The organism is Mycobacterium talmoniae, from assembly GCF_001854525.1.
Lineage (GTDB): Bacteria > Actinomycetota > Actinomycetes > Mycobacteriales > Mycobacteriaceae > Mycobacterium > Mycobacterium talmoniae.
The window spans coordinates 46,148-64,195 of sequence record NZ_MLQM01000001.1; the positions used below are offsets into that span (position 1 = coordinate 46,148).

Here is an 18,048-nt window from a genome sequence, read left to right on the forward strand (position 1 = left end):
GCAAACGTCACATGCTCACCTACATCTCGTCAGCCGATAACGTCGAAAGTCAGCTCCAGACTTTCGGGGCCATTGGCAATTCCTGGGGCCCAACGGACCTCGGTATCGGGGTTGGCAAAGCGCAGGTTGGTGACTCTCTTGAAGAGCTCTTCGAATGCGACCGCAATCTGGATCCGCGCGAAATGAACTCCCAGGCAACGATGCAACCCTAGCCCGAACCCGGCGTGTCCACCGCGCCGCAGGTCGAACCTCAGGTTTGCGGGATCGTCGAACTGCGCCTCGTCGCGGTTGGCCGAATCGTACCGAAGGAGTATCTGTTCGCCCTGTTTGATCTGCACCCCGCCGAGTTCGACATCCCGGGTGGCCCGTCGCCCCAGACAACCGACGGGCGACTCCAGCCGGATGAACTCATCCATGTCCTGGCGGATCCAGGCAGGGTCCCGCACCCGTTTTTCCAGCTCGGGCTGCTTGGCGAGGTGGTAGGCGATCGATCCCAACGCGCCGCGCGTGGTGTCGAGGCCACCAAGGAACAGGACGGTCACCACCCCGAGCCGCTCCGCATCCGTCAGGTGCCTGCCGCCCTCCACCGTGCCCGTGGAAATAGCGTTCAAGACGTCGTTGGCATCGGTAGGGTTTTGCGCACGTTCAGCGAGGTACTGTCCGGACAGAACAACAAGCTCGAAGTAGGCCTCGTCGGTACCCTCGATCGCCACTCGGACCACTACCTCGGCGGCATGCACCATCTTTGCCGGATCGTCTTCGTTGAAAACGGCTCTCGACAACGCGTTTCCGACGAATGGGCCGGCAAACTCCTGGATAAAGTCGAATCGGCCGTGGTGAATGAAGGACTCGATGAGGTCGACGGCGTTCTTCCGTAGTTCGGGCTCGAACTTCAGCAGGAAGTTGCGGCCGAACAGCGGGTTGAGGATCTTGCGCAGATCGGGTTGGTAGGGCGGATCGGAGTCCAGCGGATTTAGTCCCACCGGAGACGGCCGGGGCGCGACGCCGGTCGACGAGAAGAGCTCCGGGTCTTCGAGAACTCGCCGCACGTCCTCGTAGCGGCTTACGATGTACTGTCCACCGCCATCACCATCGGTATGCGCGACAGGGCATTTGCTGCGAGCATAGGAGAAGACGTCCCACTTGATCTGCTCGTGCTCCGGGTCCCACATGTTGTAGTGCGGAAGGATCTCGGCGGGGTCGACACCAAAGTTGGACTGCATCTGCCTACTCTTTCCTTCACTTGCCACTTGCGAGATGAACATGCGGCTCGCCCAGTTAACCATCGTTGTTCGGTTTGGGCAATGATCCTCAGAACGTGATCATGCCGCGCATGATGGTTCCACTGAGCAGGTCGTCATAGCCCTCGTTAACCTGGTCGAGGGTGTAGGTCTTGGTGACGAGCTCCTTGAGCTTGAGCTCCCCCCGCTTATACAACGAGAGCAGCCGGGGCAAATCGGCGTGCGGATTACATCCGCCGAATACGTTGCCGACGATCTCCTTTTGACTGAGGATCACATCCACCAGCACGACATCGACGTTGGTGACGTTCGGATTCGCAACCGACGTGAGGCATGCCCGCCCGCCCTTGCGGGTCAGCAGCATCAGCGGCAGCAACATGTCGCCGGTCATCAGGCTCGCGGTCATGATGGTCTTGTCGGCCATCACACCTTTGGTCAACTCGGTGACCAGTGGCATTGCCTCCTCCATCGACGCGGCCGAATGGGTGGCGCCAAGCAATTCAGACTGTTGTCGGCGGAACGGAACAGGATCGACCGCAACGATGACCTCCGCGCCAGCGATCCGAGACCCCTGGATCGCACTCGACCCAAGTCCACCGCAACCGACCACAACCACGGTATCTCCTGGACCGACCTGGGCGCGGTTGACCGCCGCGCCGAATCCCGTTGCCACACCGCACCCCACGAGCGAGGCCAATTCCAGCGGGATGTCGTCATCGATCTTCACGCACGAGTCTTGGTGGACGACGGCATACGGGCTGAAGGTTCCCAGTAGCGACATCCGACCCAGTCCCTGCCCGCGGGCATGGGTACGTGGTTTGCCGTCCGCGATGGGCAATCCAGCCATGATGACGGCGCCGTGGTCACACAACACGGAGTTGCCGCTGGCACACCAACGGCAATGCCCACACGCCGGCATGAAGGCCATCACCACGTGGTCGCCCGGCTTGAGCCGTGTCACCCCGGCGCCGACCTCCTCAACAACCCCCGCGCCCTCGTGGCCGCCGACGAGCGGAAGACCGATCGGCATGTCCCCCTTCACCCCATGGTCGTCGGAATGACACAGGCCGCTGGAGGCCAGCCTCACACGCACCTCGCCGGGCATCGGATCGTCGAGTTCGACTTCCTCGACACTCCACCTCTGTCCGACCTCCCACAGGATGGCCGCTGTTGTCTTCACTGGTTCTCCTTATATGAGTAGGGAAGCTACGAGCGCCAAGCAACTGCAGGCCGGCGGGTAAGACACCTTCCAATGCTGCCCTCTACCGGATATCGAATTCGATCGGCAGTGCGTTGAGGAGACGACTCATTCCAGGTCGTCTGGACAGTTCCGTCCCCGGAGCGAGTCGGATGTTCGTGATCCGTTCGAGTAGGGTGTCGATCGCGATCCGAATCTGTTGTCGTGCAAGGTGCATGCCGATGCAGCGGTGCACGCCCATTCCGAACGCGACATGCGGATTTCGTTCTCGGTCGAAGCGGACTTCGTCTGGGCGCTCGAAAACGTCGGCGTCCCGGTTGGCGCTGGCAAAATACACGAGCACCCGGTCACCCGCGTGCAGCTGGGCACCGTTGAGGTCCACATCGCGAGTCACGATGCGTCCCATCGCGCCCACCGGTGAGCTGTGCCGGAGAAATTCGTCCAAGACAGTGCGCTCCCATCCGGGCCTACGAAGTCGCTGCTCGAACGAAGCATCGACAGCGAGTTGTAGCAGCATGTCACCAATCGCCACCTTCGTGGTATCCAAGCCGCCGATGAACAGAACTTGCACCACGCCGACGCGTTCGGCATCGGTCAGCGGACGGCCGGCCACCGTACCGGTCGTGATGGCTTCGACGATGTCTCCTGGTCGGGAACTGACGGTGCGTTCCTCGACGAATCCGACCATGAGCTGATAGAAATCCACGACCCCTGAGATGTCGCCGGTGATGAAGCGCTCGTTGCAGGCCGCGGCCTCGCGGAAGAGTCCCCCATCGTCATCTTCGAAGATCACTGATGCCAACACGTTCGTGACGAACGGGTTGCTGAAGTCCTGCATGGCTTCGCACCGACCTGACCCCATCCAGGGGTCCATAGCGGCGACCGCGATATCGCGTACCCGCCCATCGTTGGCCGCAAGCCGCTTCGGATGGAAGAACGGGTTCAGCAACTGCCGGAAGTCATGCTGCAGTGGAGGGTCCGTGTCGAGAGGAGGCAGCAACACACCCCCGTTGCCGGTGATGTTGGTGTACTGCGTGGACGAGAAGGTCTCAGGATCGGTGAGGACGCGTCGAACGTCCTCGTACCGGGTCGCGATGTAATAACCACCGGTGGCCGAAGTGTGTGGCACGGGGCAGTGCTGGCGCGCGTAGCCGAGTATTTCCTCCCAGCGGTCACTGTGCTCCGGCTGGAAGAAGTCGAAGTCCGGCAAGAGGCCAGCGATCTCACCTTCGTCGGGCAACTGCGGATGCTCAGCCTGGCGGCTCGTGGTGTCGGTCATTGCGCGGTCCTCCCTGAGGTGCTGCATCGCCGGAGTCGCTACCGCCAACGAGCTGGCTGTGGCGCATCCTTGCGTCCCGGATAACGTGGATCACATAGCGCATTAATCTAACGGCGATTGTCTATGCAGACAACCCGTGCCGGGTGCGTCGTTTTGTGACCCCACAGTCGCGTCTGCGGTCCCGGCAGAATTAGTCGGTCGCGACCACTACGGTAGCGGTCAGGATCGCGTTCGAACTCGACGACATGGTCGGCTTACACCACCGGTTGCGGCGGCACGAACCCGACCGGGGTACGACGGGCGAACCGCCGCTGGCCGTCGACCTTGATGTATTCGTCGTCGTAGTAGCCGTGCGCGTCCAGCGGGGTGCCATTGACCGTGCCGGCGGTGCGTAGGTGGCAGGTGCCTTTCGCGCGGTTGCCGTCGAGTTCGGTGATGCGCTCATTGCTGACGATGTGCATCACAAGCGGGCGGCTTCGAGCTTGGCCTCGTCGGGATGGAGCAGGACGCAGACCCACAGCGCGATGCGGAACTGGTCGGGGTCGCGGCCCTTCTGCTCGACCTGCCGGCGGACCGCCCGGATCGCCTCCGCGGTTTGCTCCGGCGAGGTGAGCGCGTTGGGTGCCGCGATCGCGAGACCGTCAGCCCAGGAGGTAGCGTAGTCGAGGAGCTGCGGACCGCCGCCCAGCACCCACAGCGTCGGTCGATATTGCTTTGCACCGCCGAGGTATGCGCGCTTGAACTTCCAGCGCCGGCCGTCGAAGTCGATGGGCCCGTCGGTGTCGAGGATCTGCCGGTAGATCTGGAACAGGTCCTTCATCCGCGACATCCCCTGGTTGGTGGGACGTCCGAACGGCCCGGTCTGTTTGAGCTCTCCGCTGCCGATCTGGAAGTTCGCACGCCCTTCGGTCAAGTGCGCGAGCGTCAGCATCGACTGCACCAGCTCTGCTGGTCCACGTCGGACGCTGTCGGACGTCAGATGCAGGTTCAGCTTCGGTGCCGCCGCGTGGATATACGGCGCGACCATGAACGCGTCCATCGCCGAATCGGGGTCCCCGATCAACCCTGCGAGCGGGGTGTTCTCCGGGGTCCACAGTTGTTGTGGCGCAAAGCCGGCAAGCTGGTCGGGTATGAGCACGCCATCGACGTGGCCGCTGTCTTGCAGGGCGCAGCATTGGTCGGCGATGGCACCGGCCGGGAAGTGGCTATCGGTCCAGACACCGACACAGGTTTCGAGCATGAGCGGATTCCTCCTCCGTCTTGCGGGAGCGTGGTCAGGCTTCGGTGTGCGCGGCGAATGCGTCAAGCTCGGCGACGTGCGCCAGCGCGCGCATGACATTCTTCGGGCCGACACCGCGGGTGTCGTTGGTCTTCAGCGCGCCGATCAATGCCAGGCCTTGTCCGAGGGGCCAGATGAGGTTCTGGCGGTAGTGCAACAGCAGCTCGTCGAAGCTGTAGCCCTCGACCCCTCCCTGCACAAGTCCGTCGTGATAGCGGCGGAGCAGCCGTTCCCAGTTGGTCGACAGGTCATCGGGTTCCATACTGCCGCCGAGCAGGTTGGCAACATCCATGCTGGCGCGCGCGGTGGCAAGCGTCTGCCAGTCGACCACCACCGGCCGGCCATCGTGGCGGAAAAAGATGTTGTCCAACCGGCAGTCGTTGTGGACCAGCGTGTGTGGGCCGTCGCCGAGCCTCGCGATCAACTTCTCCCAGCGGGCCGGGTCGGTCGGAATCTGGCCGCGCTGGCCAGACGACGCGTAGGCGTCGAGTGCACCGACGCCGCTGACCATAAGCTGCGCCGTCATCTGACGGAACATGCCCTCGCAGGGGTTGGTCAGCCAGGGGGTCTGCAACGTGGGCGACTGCCAGTACGCGGCGTGCAGCGCGGCGAGCGCATCCAGGCACTGCTCGGCGTCGGAGACGCTCAGCCCGGCCGCCTGGTCACCGAGCCGCAGTCCGGCCAGATCCTCGAGCAGCAGCGGTGTCTGGTGGCCATCGCCGGTGTGGAAGACCGCAGCGGTGTCGACCGGCAGATCGCCGGCGAGCCCACGGTAGAAGCGCACCTCGCGATCGAACAGGCCCATCGCCGCGTCGATCTGGCGGCGCAGGTCGTCTTGGCCGCGGAGCTTGCCGACAAGTGACGCCGGTCCAGGCTCACCGTCGGCGTACTCGAGCCGCAGGCGCGCCATTTCGGTGGTCGCGCCGCTGGAGGCCAATGGCTCGGGCGTCACCGCGGTGACCCTCGCGCCGGTGTGGCCGCCCTCGCGCAGTACCCGGTCCACCCAGCTCGCGTCGAGCCGGGTAAAGCGTGAGTCGACGGGACTCATCGCGTCAGCTGCCCAGGAACGGGGGCAATGATCACGTCGTAGGTTCCACCCTCGAGGGTCTCGTTCCTCATCGTCATGCCGCCGTGTATCCGCCGTCTACGGCCAACGCCGCACCGGTCAGGAAGGACGACTCGTCGCTGGCCAGGAACACCGCCATCGTCGCGATCTCGCCGGGACTGCCCAGTCGGCCGAGCGGGGTCATCGCTTCGGCGTTGGCGATCAGCCCTTGGGCCGTTTCCGGGTCACGGTGCTGAATCGACTCCAGAAGCGCAGTGCGCACGACGCCGGGGCAGATCGCGTTGCTGCGGATGCCTTGCGTCCCGTATTCAATGGCCACCGACCGTGTCAGGGCGAGCACGGCCGCCTTGCTCGCGCAGTAGGCCGCCAGGAACGGAAACGACACCTGCCCGCCGACCGATGCGGTGTTGATCACCGACCCACCGCCACGTTCGAGCATGGCGGGGATCGCGTGCCGCAGCCCATGGAACACGCCGCGAGTGTTGACGGCGAGGACTCGCTCGAAGTTCTCCAGCGAGCAGTCCGCGGTCGGCACGATGTCGCCGTCCACCCCGGCGTTGTTGCACAAGACGTCGACGCCGCCGAAGGCATCACGGGCCGCGGTGATCATCGCGGCAACCGAGTCGTCGTCGCTGACGTCGACGTGGACGGCGATCGCGCCGTGGCCGAGTTCGCGGGCGACGTCGTTCTGTTGTCCGCTGATGTCACGACCACGCGTGCGCCTTGCGCGCGCATGGCCGCGGCCATCGCGGCGCCGATCCCGCTGCCCGCGCCGGTGATCACCGTCACCTTGCCGAGCAACCGGTCACCGACGGGTGTCATTGCACTCATGCTTTCCGTCCTCGGTTTCTCCAGGCCTCGGCCAGCGCGGCGTTCTGCGCGGGCGTCGAGCCGTATGTGACGATCTCGTCGGCACCGGCATCGCGGTAGACGCGCAACCGGTCGACGCAGTGCGCGACCGACCCGATCGCGCACGACTCCTCCATCCAGGTGTCCGGCACGGCCCGGGCCGGCTCTTTCATCTGCGCGCGGTGGAAGACCGAGTCGGCAATCGAGTCGTGGCCCTGCAGTACGTCCTGCGACCGGATCCGCTCAAGCGTCCCGAGGTCCCAACCGTTCATGTCGCACAACGTGTCACCCCAGCCGGGCGCCTGGAGGTAGGTAAGCGTCCGCGCGTGGCAGATCTGCCGCGTCTCGGTGTCATCGAGCTCGGGCGCGGTGATCACGCACTGCGCGACCCGCAGGGTTGCAGGGTCGCGACCCACTGCCGCACACGCCTCGCGGAGGCGTGCCACGGCATCGCGGGTCGCGTCCGGCGTCAGGTTGGGGATCAGCAAGACGCCGTCCATGACCCGCGCGGCAGCCATCGCGCCGCGCGGCAGCCCGAACGTCCCGAACCACACCTGTGGATCGGGTCCATCGTGCCGGTCGTCCATCTTCAGGCGGGTAAACGACCCGGCGGGACCGTCGTAGTCGACCTGCTCCCCCGCCCACAGTCGCCGCACGATGCGCACGTAATCCTCCAGTGCGCCAAAGCCGTTCCGATGCTCGTACCCGGCACCGCCACCGCCACCGCGGCCGAGGCCAAGGACGAACCGCGGCCCGTACGCCGCCTGCATCGTCGACGCAAACGCCGCAGCATGCATCGGATGCCGCGCGAATGCTGGCACCACACCGGTGCCGAGCTCAACGCGCGACGTCAGTGCGCCGACGCCGCCAAGGATGGCGCCGGCCTCCTTCAAATTCCACCGCTCCGAGAGGAAAATGCGCCGGAAGCCGAGCCGCTCGGCCTCCGCGCCGTCGGCGACGCCCTGCCGAGGCGAGCGCTCATCGGTCTCATAGCGGCCTTGTGGGGACGCTTTCACACGACCCGCGATCACGAACGCGCTGAGATCCTCGATCACCTCGTCCCGTTCGGTAACGGGCCACAGCTCAGTCATCGGCGCGACTCCTTCCCCAGGGTTGCGACCCCGGCCAGCACCACACGCAGCGCCGACTCGAAATCCCGATCCGACAGCCCACCTGTGTACATCGCGGCGATCTCGTGGAAGTGCTCGAACTCCTCACGCGGAAGCGCACCGATGCGACGGCGACGTCCGCCGTCGCGATCCCGGTCCGCGTGCTCGGTCGCGCGCCGGTAGGAGAACCCCGCGGTGAAGAATGTCAGCGCGTACCACGCACTGACTGCCTGCTCCGAGTCCAGCCCAGCCTCGCGTAGTGCGCCAAGCACCATCTCCACCCCGCGAAATGCCGACGTCGAGTTGAGGTGCTGTCGTGTGGAAATCTCCGCCAATTCGGGGTGGCGCTGGAAGAGCTGCTCGACGTTGACGAAGTACTCAATGATCCGGGTGTCCCATGCGGCCTCGCGATCCGGCAGCTCGATCTCTGCGACCAGTTGATCGGCCAGCACGCTCAGCAGCTCCTCCTTGGTCGCGAAGTACCGGTACAGCGACATCGCCGCGCAGCCCAGCCGGTCGCCCAGCTTGCGCATGCTTAACCCACGGAACCCCTCGGCCGCGATCAGGTCCGATGCCGCGTCCACGATCCGCTCGTGAGTCAGTCCCGTGGCGGTCGTGTCCGGCGATTCGGCCACGGGTACGTGCTCCTGCACGCCGGTAAACTTACGGGTAGCTTACGCGTAAGTCAACGCTACGGCTGGGACAGAAGCACCACCTGAAAGCCGCGCCCTGATCGGGCCGAAATAACCCAGCTTCACCCGGCCGCCGAGATTGGTCGTCGAACTAACATCCTGGCTCACGTCACGACGCGCCGTCGGATGCCGAACGAACGATTTTCCCTTGACTCCGCTCGCCAAACACCGTTTGATTATAGCCAGGCTTAAGGAGAAATTGATGACAGCTAACGCCCCGAGGACCGTGCGCTGTCCGGCGATCGACTACGACTTCGCCGACCCCGTCGTCAAATCACGCCTGCACGAAGCCCTTGCGGACATTCGTCAGCGATGCCCGATCGGGTGGAGTGAGCAATACGGTGGTTTCTGGCTGCTCGCCACCTACGAAGGTGTCCTCGACGCGGCGCGTGATCATCAGCGCTACACCACAACCGGGGGCATCATGATCCCCCCGACAGGTGCATCGATGCCGGTCATCCCGGCCGAACTCGACCCGCCAGAGCACACGCCATACCGCAAACTGATAATGCCGTTCTTCACCAAGCCTGCGATCGCTGCCTTAGAGTCACGGCTTCGCGGCATCGTGCGGGAGTGTATCGCGGCGTTCTCGGCCGATGGGCATGCCGATCTGGTGCGTTCGGTGGCCGAGATCGTGCCGCCGCTTGCCATCGGCGCCGCCCTCGGTCTCCAGCCCGAGGAATGCACGGGCGTGCGCGAGCTCACCGGCAATTTCCTCTCGTCGGCGAAGGCTGGCATCGAGGCCAAGATGGCGGCCGCCAAGGAGCTGGAGTCATGGCTTGAAGAACTGATCAACAATCGGCGTACCCATCCACGCGACGACACGTTGAGCAAACTCGTGAACGCCCGCATCAACAACGAAGAGATCCTGCCGGCGACCGCGCTGGGCATGGTGCAACTGGTGGTGGTGGCTGGACACGAGACCACTGTGCACGGCATCGGCAGCATGTTGTTTCGTCTCGCCACTGAGCCCGGCCTGAAGGACCGTCTACTGGCCGATCCCACCATGATGAGCGCCACGGTGCACGAGTCGCTGCGCATCGACCCGCCGATCATCCATATGGCCCGCACCGCCGTCAATGACCACGCTCGATCTGGTGCACAGTTACGCCGTGGCGATAAAGTGATGCTCAACTTCGGTGCCGCCAACCGCGACCCGGCGAAATTCCCCGACCCGTTCACCTTCGATATCGATCGCCCGTCGAACCAGCACCTGACCTTTGGTTCCGGGTATCACCGGTGCCTTGGCGAGTATCTCGCGGTGACCGAGATGTTGATCGTGCTCGAGGAGATTCTCGCCACCATCCCGGACTACACCCTCTCCGGCGAGGGCGGCCCCACGGCTGTCGAATGGGGCGGGGGCGGCAACACCCGTGGGCCCGCGAAGCTCGAGGTGATGTTCACTCCGGTCCCCCGATGAGCGCTTACCAGCATGTCCTGAGCCCAATGGCGATCGGGCCCGTGCAGCTGCGCAACCGGGTGGTGCGCACCTCCCAGGGCAGTGGGCTCGCAGTGGACCAGTTGGTGAGCGACGACATGATCGCGTTCTTGCTCGCCCGTGCTCAGGGCGGTGTCGCGCTCGCCTTCGCCGACGTCGCGCAGATCCACTGGAGTTCCCCTGCGATGCTCGACCTGAGCAATGACCGCGCCCTGCCAGGGTTAACGAAGCTCACCACTGCAGTTCACGCGAAGGGGATGCGACTGTTTCAGCAGATCTGGCACGGCGGTCCGACGCAGCTGACCTTGGACAGCTCGGCGCCCTGGGCCGCGTCGCACGTCCCCGACCCGGGGCTGGGCATGCTGCCCATACCGATGACGCGCCCCATGATGGACGAGTTGACTGAATCCTTCGTCGGGGCTGCTCTCCGGGCCCGCGAAGGAGGCATCGACGGCATCGAACTGCACGCGGGACATGGCTACCTCTTCTCCAGCTTTCTGTCGCCTGCGACCAATCTGCGCAACGACGACTACGGCGGGCCGTTGGAGAATCGCGCACGCTACCTCGTGGAGGTTCTCGGGGAGGTACGCGCCGCGGTTGGACCGGATTATCCGGTTGGCCTACGGATATCCCCCGACGGTCCGGAGGACCAAACCACTCCGTCCGATCTGATCGCACTCATCTCGATGCTGGAACGTGACCGCGTGATCGACTTCGTGGACGTATCGCTCGGGTCGCATTACGCCCGCGATCTGCTGATCGGCGGCGCCCATCTAGCCCCGGGATACATGCTGCCTATCAGCGAGCGGATGACCCGCGCCACCTCGCTGCCAACGATCGTCGCCGGCCGCATCACCACGTTGCAACAGGCCGATCAGCTAGTGGCCTCTGGCGTCGCTGATCTCGTTTCGATGGTCCGCGCCACGTTGGCCGAGCCCGAACTGATCACCAAGACGGTCAGCGGGCGCAGCACCGAGATCCGCCCGTGCATCGCATGCCTGCAGAGCTGCGCTGGAGGGCTGAACACCCGTGGGCGGGCTATGTGCACCATCAACCCCGCCTCGGGCCGCGAGTTGACGCACGGTGACGCTGCCATTTCACGGCACGCACCGGGACTGCGTGTGGTCGTGGTCGGGGGCGGCCCGGCGGGCCTGGAGGCGGCACGCAGCGCCGCGATCGCCGGCCACCGTGTGACTCTGCTGGAAGCTGATGACACGCTGGGTGGGCAGCTGCGGCTGGTGCCGTCCACCCGACCCGAGGTGGCCGGCTTGCTGGCCTTCTACGCCAACGAGATGCAATTGCACGCCGTTGACGTCCGGCTGCGCACCCGCGCCGACGCCCAGGCGGTACGGGGGCTGGTACCCGATGCGGTGGTCGTCGCGACAGGTATTACCCCGCGCCGTGACGGATTCCAGACTCTGCGACCCAGCCTGCCACTTCCCGGCATCGACCAGGTCGCCGTCCACACCGGCTGCGATGTCCTGCATGGAGCTAACCTCGGGCACACCGTGTTGCTGCTCGATGAGATCGGCCACTATGAGAGCATCGACGTCGCACAACGGCTCATCGACACTGGCCACCGGGTGCTGATGGTGAGCCGATACGCCTTAGTAGCGGCCAACCTGGAGATGCGCTGGGAGATGATCGGCAGCCCGCTTCTGGCGAAGTTGTTGCAGGGCGACTTCACATTTTTCCCACGAACGGTACTCCACCGGCTGACGCCAGGATCGGCCGAAGTGGCGCCATTTGAGGCCCCGCACCGGATGCAGGAAGTCGCCTTCGATGATGTCGTCCTGATGAGCGGAGGGATTCCAGATCGGGAACTGCAGCAGGAACTGGCGGGCACGTGCCCTGTGGTGCGAGTGATCGGCGACGCAAACTCGCCGCGGCGGCTCGAGATCGCCATCGTTGAAGGGCGTCAGTCAGTCGATTCGCTGCACTCCGAATGGGTCCGCCCCGGCGCACGCTACGGCTGGGGCGGAAGCGCCACATGAGAGACGCTGCCAGCACCCAACATCACAATAACCGAGCGTCGCTTGGTAAGCTTCCGGTACGGAAATCCGCATACCCCGGCGTGACCAATCGGTCGGACGTCCGCGATCTCAGGACAGGCAGCCCGAAAGCTAAGTCGGTGTGGATCATCCGACGACCTCCGGCACATCACCCCGCATCGTGTTGGGCGCAGAGAGACAGGAATCCAGCATGCCTACCGCCACAGTGAACACCCTGGCCGTCGTGCGATCGGTCATCGGAGCCAGTAGTTGGCTGATGCCGATCACCGTCGGAAAGCTGTTCGGCATCGATGCGTCGAAGGACGTCAGTGCCGCCTTGTACCTGCGCCTGGGTGGTACGCGTGACTTCGCTTTGGCCGCAGGCCCCGTGGTCACCAATGGGACGTCTCGACGCAAGATGCTGGGGATCGCCGCGGTATGCGATGTAGCCGACATCGTGGCCGTCGGGATCGCCAGGCGCCGCGGCAAGATCTCGTCATTGGCCACGGTCCTGTTCGTCGGCACCTCGCTGGCATGTCTGGGATCGGCGGCGAAGGCGATCACCGAAAAGGAGCCTACCTGAGTCAACCTCGGCGCTGTGGTCGTCGGATGCGCGTCAGCGCCGCGCCGATCAAAGTCGCGGGCGGTTAAGCCAGCCGCCGTGGTGGCAGGGATGTGCGCGTGCGCGCGAACGACATCGCCGTGGGACACGTAGCTGATTTGTAATCTGCCGCTGCATTTCCGGGCGGATGGCACGGTGCTGAACCCCGTCCCGTACCGAATCGGCGATACGAACGAGGGACAGCGTCCTGCCGACGAAGACGCCAGGCTCGGGTGTCCCGCCGCGGGTCGCGGCTACCGGTTAGCGCTCAGGCCCAGCGGTCCTGCTAGGTCGGTCAGTGTGGGCAGCAACCTGTCCCAGCCGCCAAGCACCTGGATCGCGACATGGTCGGCACCCGCGGCACGATGTTCGTTGAGGCGCCGGGCTATGTCGTCGACGTCGCCGTGGGTAGCGACGGCGTCGATGAAGCTGTCGCTACCCGGCTTGGTGATGTCATCGGCGGGAAAACCAGCCGCCTCCAACTGATGCGGCAATCCGTCAAACCCATATACGCGCCACCGTCTTACGCTTGATGGCACGTGCTTGATCGTCGTTGGATGACAGCACCACCTTGTGCTCGGGTGCCAACAACGCTGCAGCACCGATCAGTTCGCGCAAGTGTGATGTGTTCCGGAGCCGTCAAATAGGGACGTGCGCAGCGTTGCGCTGGGCGGCGAGCGCGAGCACCTTCGGACCCAGTGCAGACACGACACGCCGGTCTGCCGGTATCCCGGCCGCGTCCAGTTCGTCGAGGTAATCGACCGGTGAACCAGGCGGCCGTGAACCTGCCTACGCACCCACCAGGGGCGATGTGACACAAGGTCTCCAGCACCTGGCGCAGATGTATATCCCCCACGCCCTGCTCGCCGCCGTCGTCGAGGCAGCGGGCTACGACACAGTGCCGGCCCTTCGAACGGCTTCCGCACCAAGCCACGACGCCGCCGTTGCAGGTCGACGCCAGCCCCGCCACCATGCAACTCTGGCAGGTCTATTCTCAATTAAAAAAGTTGGCAATGTTGCGGGAGGCGGCCGAGTGGTGCAGCGATACGATCTGGTGGTTGCCGGCGGTGGCCCGGCGGGTTCGGCGGCGGCATGGCAGGCCGCCCAGACCGGGGCTCGGGTGGTTGTTCTGGACAAGGCGAGCTTTCCGCGCGACAAACCCTGCGGCGACGGTCTGACTCCCCGCGCCGTCAGCTACCTGCAGAAAATGGGCCTCGCCGGCGAAGTCGCCAAGTTCCACCGCGTCAACCGAGCCAAGATTTTCAGCCCTACCGAATGGGATTTGTCGTTCCCACGTCGCCCCGGGATGCCCGACCACGGTCACGTCGTCCGTCGCAGCACGCTGGACACTTTGCTGCTCAACAACGCCGAGTCCGCGGGTGCGACAGTGCGCCAGTCCGCTGAGGTCACCGGGCCGATCATCGATGGCGACGGCAGGGTCAGCGGGGTGACGCTCAAGAATGGGGAGAAGGTAGCCGCCGACGCTGTGATCGCCGCCGACGGCGCCTACTCACCCGTGCGGCGGGCACTCCGATTGGCCCCACCGCACAAGAGCTACACCGCGATCGCGATCCGCGCCGAGATGTCGGCCAACCGGCTCGATGCTGACAGCCTCGACATCTATTTGAAGCTGAGGTTCCAAGGCGATCAGCTCCCCGGATACGGCTGGGTCTTCCCACTCGGCGAGGGCCGCGTCAATATCGGGCTCGGCTACGTCAACAGCTACAAAAACTGGCAGGCCATTAACGCCACCGAATTTCTGGGTGATTTCCTCGACACTCTGCCCACCGAATGGGAGCTGCCACCGATCGAGGAGCTGAAGAAATCTAAGGTCCTGCAAGCCTGGCGGCTGCCGATGGGCTTCACCGCGTGGCCTCCATGGCGACCGGGCGTGCTGTTCGCTGGCGACGCCCTCGGTGCTGCCAGGCCGGTGTCAGGCGCAGGTATTTCCAAGGCGCTGCAGTCCGGGCTGGCTGCCGGTGAGTGCGCTATCGCGGCGTTAACCAACGGTGGGCCCGACGATTTCACCAACTATCAGCAGCGCGTCCAGGCGACGTGGGGTCGTGAGTACCGCCGCGGTCGGTTCTTCCACAAGCTAGTCGGCATCCCGACCATCGCCAACGCCGGGCTCACGGCGCTGGATCGGGTGAACCACCCCGGCTTCCGTGCGCGCCTGCTCTTCTGGGAAGAATGGCGTGACCCCGATCAGCGGTTCGACAAGAACTCCAAGGCCAACCCCGCCGATACAGACCGCATCAGACGCGGGCGGTATGAACCACCTGCGACTGCGTGAACGCCAACAATCCGTCCACCCCGTTCTCCACACCGACACCACACCACTTGGCGCCGAAAGGCACTGTCGGCAGCAATGCTGCATGGCTGTTTACGAACGTTGTGCCGCATTCGAGATGCCCGGCGATGTCGCGCGCGGTCCTTCGACGCCGCCAAGTAGCACGGGAAGGGCACGCACGCCCGTTCCCCGCAGCTCGCGCTGCAGAATCCGCGTCAAATGGGTGATCGCACCCTTGCTCGTCGAGTAGGCGCCGATGTTCCTGAGCGCCAGCTCGCCGGGGACACCTGGCGTAGCACGCCGGCGAGGTTCCGATAGTCACGGTTGTGAGCGATCAGACCGTCACGGATGACTCCTGCGGAGATCCCGCGGATGCTGAATGACTGGCCGCTGAAAATTCCGAAGCTGCCCTCGATGACACCGGAGACGGTCCACTCGAAGCTGCAGCCCCGCTCGTCGACGACGAGGCTCTCCTGCACGGCCTTGAAGGAGTCGCCCGCTGCGTCGAACTACGGGTGTCAAAAGGCCCGAACAGCGTCTTTTCCGTGGTGGATCTGCTGGATCGCGAGATCCTCACAGCGGATGTGTCGGTGAAGCACGCCGCCGCCGACTGCACGTCCTTAGCAGCGAACGCATTCCAGTAGCGCAGGAGCAGTTCTCGGTTACGGGCTACAGACACGGCGCTCTCCTTTATCACGTGGGAAATTGTGTGGACGGCTCCTCGCAGGGGGTATCGCGGGCGAGTGAGGCTAGCGACTGGTAGCGCTCCCGTAGGGCGGGCTTGGACACTTTGCCGGTGGCGTTGCGGGGCAGTGCGTCGACGAGGTCGAGGTGCTGTGGGTGCTTGTAGCGGGCGATGCGGCCTGCGCAGGCCGCACGCAGTCCGTCCAGGGTGATTTCGGCGCCTGGGGCAGCCACGACGACCGCCAGGCCGACCTCGCCCCACTTCGGGTCGGGCACGCCGATGATCGCCACGTCGGCGACCTCGGGCAGGTCTATGAGAACATTCTCCACCTCGGCCGCGTAGACGTTCTCCCCGCCGGACTTGTACATGTCCTTATAGCGGCCCGCGATGTGAAAGTAGCCGTCGGCGTCGCGGCGGGCGGCGTCGCCGGTGCGGAACCACCCGTCCACGAAGTGTTGTTCATTGGGCAGGTTCCAGTAGCCGGGGGTGACCGCGGGCCCCTTAAGCCACAGCTCACCGACCGTGCCGTCGGCGACGTCGGTCAAGGAGTCGGGGTCGACCACCCGCACCGCGGTGTGGAGCACCGGCTTGCCGCAGGTGCCCGATAACGCCCGCTCGAGCCCGTCGTCGAGCACCAATGCGGCCGGCCCAGTCTCGGTGCCACCGTACTGCGGGTGCAACGCGACGCCCTTGGCCGCAAACGCCCGCAGCAGGTCCGGCTTGGTCGCCCCGCCGCCGATGACCATCTTGCGCATGGTGCCGAAGTCGGTCGCGGCGAACGCCGGGTCGTCAACGAGCATCTGCAGCAGGGACGGCGCGGTGGTCAGGTGGGTCACCGCATGGGCGTGGTCGCCGATGTAAGCCAGGATCGCCGCGGGATTCCAGCGGGCCATCGTGGTGACCCGCCCACCGTGCATCAAGATCGGGTTGGCCAGCACGTTCAGCCCGCCGGCGTGGAACAGGGGCATGGGGTTGAGCATGTGCACGCCGGGCGCCGCGACCTGGGTTGCGCTGAGAATGTTGAACGCGTTCCACATCATCGAGGCGTGGGAGACCACCGCTCCTTTGGGCCTGCCGGTGGTACCCGATGTGTAAAGGATGTGGGTGACCACGTCGGGGTCCGGCGATTGTGGCGGCATCGGAGCCAACCCGTCGCCGTGCTGGGTGCCGGTCAGGGCTTCCAGTTCGAGAACCCGCCGCACCCCCGCATCCGAGGCGACCTGCCTCGCCGGCCCGGACCACGGCGCGTCATGCGTCAACGCGGATACGGCGGCGTCGGCGCACTGATGGCACATCTCCTCGATCACCAGTCGCCAGTTCAGCGGAACCATCACCACGCCCGCTCGCATCGCGGCGAACTGCAGTATGAAACCCCTCGGGTCATTGTCGGCCACCACAGCCAGCCGGTCCCCGGGGCGCAACCCCTCGACCCGCAGTCTGGCCGCCGTCAGCCCCACCCGGTGTTCCAGCTGCGCCCAGCTCACCTGCTCGCCGGTGTCCGCGCTGCCCAGCGCGATCGCCTGGGGCCGGACCGACGCATGGTGCGCCACCCAGTCCGACACCGGGAACCGCAATGGCCTCGAGTGCACGGTCAGGGCTCGCGTCGATCGAAAGCCAACGACGGGTCGTCGGTTTGAACAGTGCTGTGCCGGGAGTTGGGCGTGCTGGCCATCTCGCTCATCGCTCCTCAGCTTTCCTTCGCTTGCGGGCCCGGTGTCCGTCGAAGGCGTTGGTGGTCACCGTGGGGACGAACTTGATCACCACCCGGCCCGGGTGGTCGGCGGCGCGGACGTGGGCCTCCTGGGCTTGCTCGTCATGAGGGTCATAGCGTTTGGCGATCTCGGTCAGGAACCACAGGATCCGCTGGCGATCACGAACGACTTCGCTGACTCCCTTGTAGGACACCGACTTCGAGTGACCCATCGAAGTGCCGACCGAGGAGACCACGACACACGAGCGGGGGTCGCGCACAATGGCTTTGACCCGCACCCGGGATTCCTCGGCGCACATCCAGATCGCACCCTCGGCGTAAACGAACGCCTCGGTCAAAGCGACCGGCTCGCCCGCGCGGTTGGTCCAGCAGAATGTGCACTCGAACTGCTCGGCCAGCAGTTGTTCCAGACTTTCCTCACTGAGGACAAATGCTCGGGCGTCAGCGAGGGAATCGATTTGCACGTCGCCGCGTGACGAAGGCGGCGGCGGCATCAAGCACGTCCTGCCATGCCGCTCAACCAGTTTGGTGAGGATTTCGCCAATGTCGATCGCCGGCTGCGGGTTCTCGGCCGCCGCACGCACCGAGGTGACCACAGTCCAGCTCGCCAGTGCCGCAG

Annotated in this window: 17 protein-coding genes and 1 pseudogene; 4 read left to right on the forward strand and 14 right to left on the reverse strand. The window is 65.1% G+C overall.

The window, feature by feature from the left end; all coding sequences use genetic code 11:
• Positions 1 to 29 precede the first annotated feature (29 nt).
• The 10 genes from BKN37_RS00205 to BKN37_RS00245 form a co-directional block, all read right to left on the reverse strand.
• Positions 30 to 1,223, reverse strand: a complete 1,194-nt coding sequence (locus tag BKN37_RS00205) for a cytochrome P450 (RefSeq protein ID WP_071019512.1) — start codon at positions 1,221 to 1,223, stop codon at positions 30 to 32.
• An 88-nt stretch (positions 1,224 to 1,311) separates the two neighbouring features.
• A complete protein-coding gene (locus tag BKN37_RS00210; RefSeq protein WP_071019299.1) occupies positions 1,312 to 2,421 on the reverse strand; it encodes an NDMA-dependent alcohol dehydrogenase in 1,110 nt (369 codons plus the stop codon).
• Positions 2,422 to 2,503: 82 nt separating this feature from the next.
• The gene (locus tag BKN37_RS00215) at positions 2,504 to 3,718 is read right to left on the reverse strand and encodes a cytochrome P450 (protein WP_071019515.1); all 1,215 of its coding nucleotides are present in this window, start codon (positions 3,716 to 3,718) and stop codon (positions 2,504 to 2,506) included.
• Between the two features lie 254 nt (positions 3,719 to 3,972).
• Entirely contained in the window at positions 3,973 to 4,179 is a 207-nt protein-coding gene (locus BKN37_RS00220) for a nuclear transport factor 2 family protein (protein WP_071019304.1), read from the reverse strand.
• Entirely contained in the window at positions 4,179 to 4,958 is a 780-nt protein-coding gene (locus tag BKN37_RS00225) for an LLM class flavin-dependent oxidoreductase (protein WP_071019307.1), read from the reverse strand. The genes BKN37_RS00220 and BKN37_RS00225 overlap by 1 nt, the downstream gene beginning before the upstream one ends.
• Positions 4,959 to 4,992: 34 nt before the next feature.
• Positions 4,993 to 6,045: a phosphotransferase gene (locus BKN37_RS00230; protein ID WP_083341483.1), complete on the reverse strand. Its 1,053-nt coding sequence runs from the start codon at positions 6,043 to 6,045 to the stop codon at positions 4,993 to 4,995.
• Positions 6,046 to 6,118: 73 nt separating this feature from the next.
• On the reverse strand, positions 6,119 to 6,766 hold the full coding sequence (locus BKN37_RS00235) for an SDR family NAD(P)-dependent oxidoreductase (RefSeq protein WP_341271920.1): 648 nt from the start codon (positions 6,764 to 6,766) through the stop codon (positions 6,119 to 6,121).
• Positions 6,670 to 6,885 carry an SDR family NAD(P)-dependent oxidoreductase gene (locus tag BKN37_RS30255; protein ID WP_341271919.1) on the reverse strand — a complete coding sequence of 72 codons (216 nt, stop codon included), beginning with the start codon at positions 6,883 to 6,885 and terminating at the stop codon, positions 6,670 to 6,672. The genes BKN37_RS00235 and BKN37_RS30255 overlap by 97 nt, the downstream gene beginning before the upstream one ends.
• A gap of 5 nt (positions 6,886 to 6,890) precedes the next feature.
• The gene (locus tag BKN37_RS00240) at positions 6,891 to 8,003 is read right to left on the reverse strand and encodes a TIGR03857 family LLM class F420-dependent oxidoreductase (protein ID WP_071019310.1); all 1,113 of its coding nucleotides are present in this window, start codon (positions 8,001 to 8,003) and stop codon (positions 6,891 to 6,893) included.
• On the reverse strand, positions 8,000 to 8,605 hold the full coding sequence (locus tag BKN37_RS00245; RefSeq protein WP_158260322.1) for a TetR/AcrR family transcriptional regulator: 606 nt from the start codon (positions 8,603 to 8,605) through the stop codon (positions 8,000 to 8,002). The genes BKN37_RS00240 and BKN37_RS00245 overlap by 4 nt, the downstream gene beginning before the upstream one ends.
• Before the next feature lie 310 nt (positions 8,606 to 8,915).
• On the opposite strand from BKN37_RS00245, the gene BKN37_RS00250 reads away from it, so the two are divergent.
• The 3 genes from BKN37_RS00250 to BKN37_RS00260 all read left to right on the forward strand — a co-directional run bounded on the left by BKN37_RS00250 (position 8,916) and on the right by BKN37_RS00260 (position 12,725).
• Entirely contained in the window at positions 8,916 to 10,133 is a 1,218-nt protein-coding gene (locus BKN37_RS00250) for a cytochrome P450 (RefSeq protein WP_071019313.1), read from the forward strand.
• Positions 10,130 to 12,145, forward strand: coding sequence for an oxidoreductase (locus BKN37_RS00255; protein WP_071019315.1), 2,016 nt, complete (start codon positions 10,130 to 10,132; stop codon positions 12,143 to 12,145). Before BKN37_RS00250 ends, BKN37_RS00255 begins: the two co-directional genes overlap by 4 nt.
• A 223-nt stretch (positions 12,146 to 12,368) precedes the next feature.
• A complete protein-coding gene (locus BKN37_RS00260) occupies positions 12,369 to 12,725 on the forward strand; it encodes a hypothetical protein (protein WP_105369016.1) in 357 nt (118 codons plus the stop codon).
• 272 nt (positions 12,726 to 12,997) lie between these two features.
• Here BKN37_RS00260 and BKN37_RS30315 read toward each other — a convergent pair.
• A pseudogene (locus BKN37_RS30315) lies at positions 12,998 to 13,505 on the reverse strand (LLM class oxidoreductase); the annotation flags it as partial.
• Positions 13,506 to 13,776: 271 nt separating this feature from the next.
• On the opposite strand from BKN37_RS30315, the gene BKN37_RS00270 reads away from it, so the two are divergent.
• Complete coding sequence (locus BKN37_RS00270; protein WP_083341484.1) at positions 13,777 to 15,036, forward strand: NAD(P)/FAD-dependent oxidoreductase; 1,260 nt, start codon at positions 13,777 to 13,779, stop codon at positions 15,034 to 15,036.
• A 90-nt stretch (positions 15,037 to 15,126) separates the two neighbouring features.
• Here BKN37_RS00270 and BKN37_RS30320 read toward each other — a convergent pair whose 3' ends face one another.
• The 3 genes from BKN37_RS30320 to BKN37_RS00280 form a co-directional block, all read right to left on the reverse strand.
• Entirely contained in the window at positions 15,127 to 15,252 is a 126-nt protein-coding gene (locus BKN37_RS30320; protein ID WP_423212747.1) for a hypothetical protein, read from the reverse strand.
• 474 nt (positions 15,253 to 15,726) lie between these two features.
• Positions 15,727 to 17,280 carry a class I adenylate-forming enzyme family protein gene (locus BKN37_RS00275; RefSeq protein ID WP_242657018.1) on the reverse strand — a complete coding sequence of 518 codons (1,554 nt, stop codon included), beginning with the start codon at positions 17,278 to 17,280 and terminating at the stop codon, positions 15,727 to 15,729.
• 115 nt (positions 17,281 to 17,395) lie between these two features.
• Positions 17,396 to 18,025: a pyridoxamine 5'-phosphate oxidase family protein gene (locus tag BKN37_RS00280; protein ID WP_242657019.1), complete on the reverse strand. Its 630-nt coding sequence runs from the start codon at positions 18,023 to 18,025 to the stop codon at positions 17,396 to 17,398.
• Between the last annotated feature and the right edge of the window lie 23 nt (positions 18,026 to 18,048).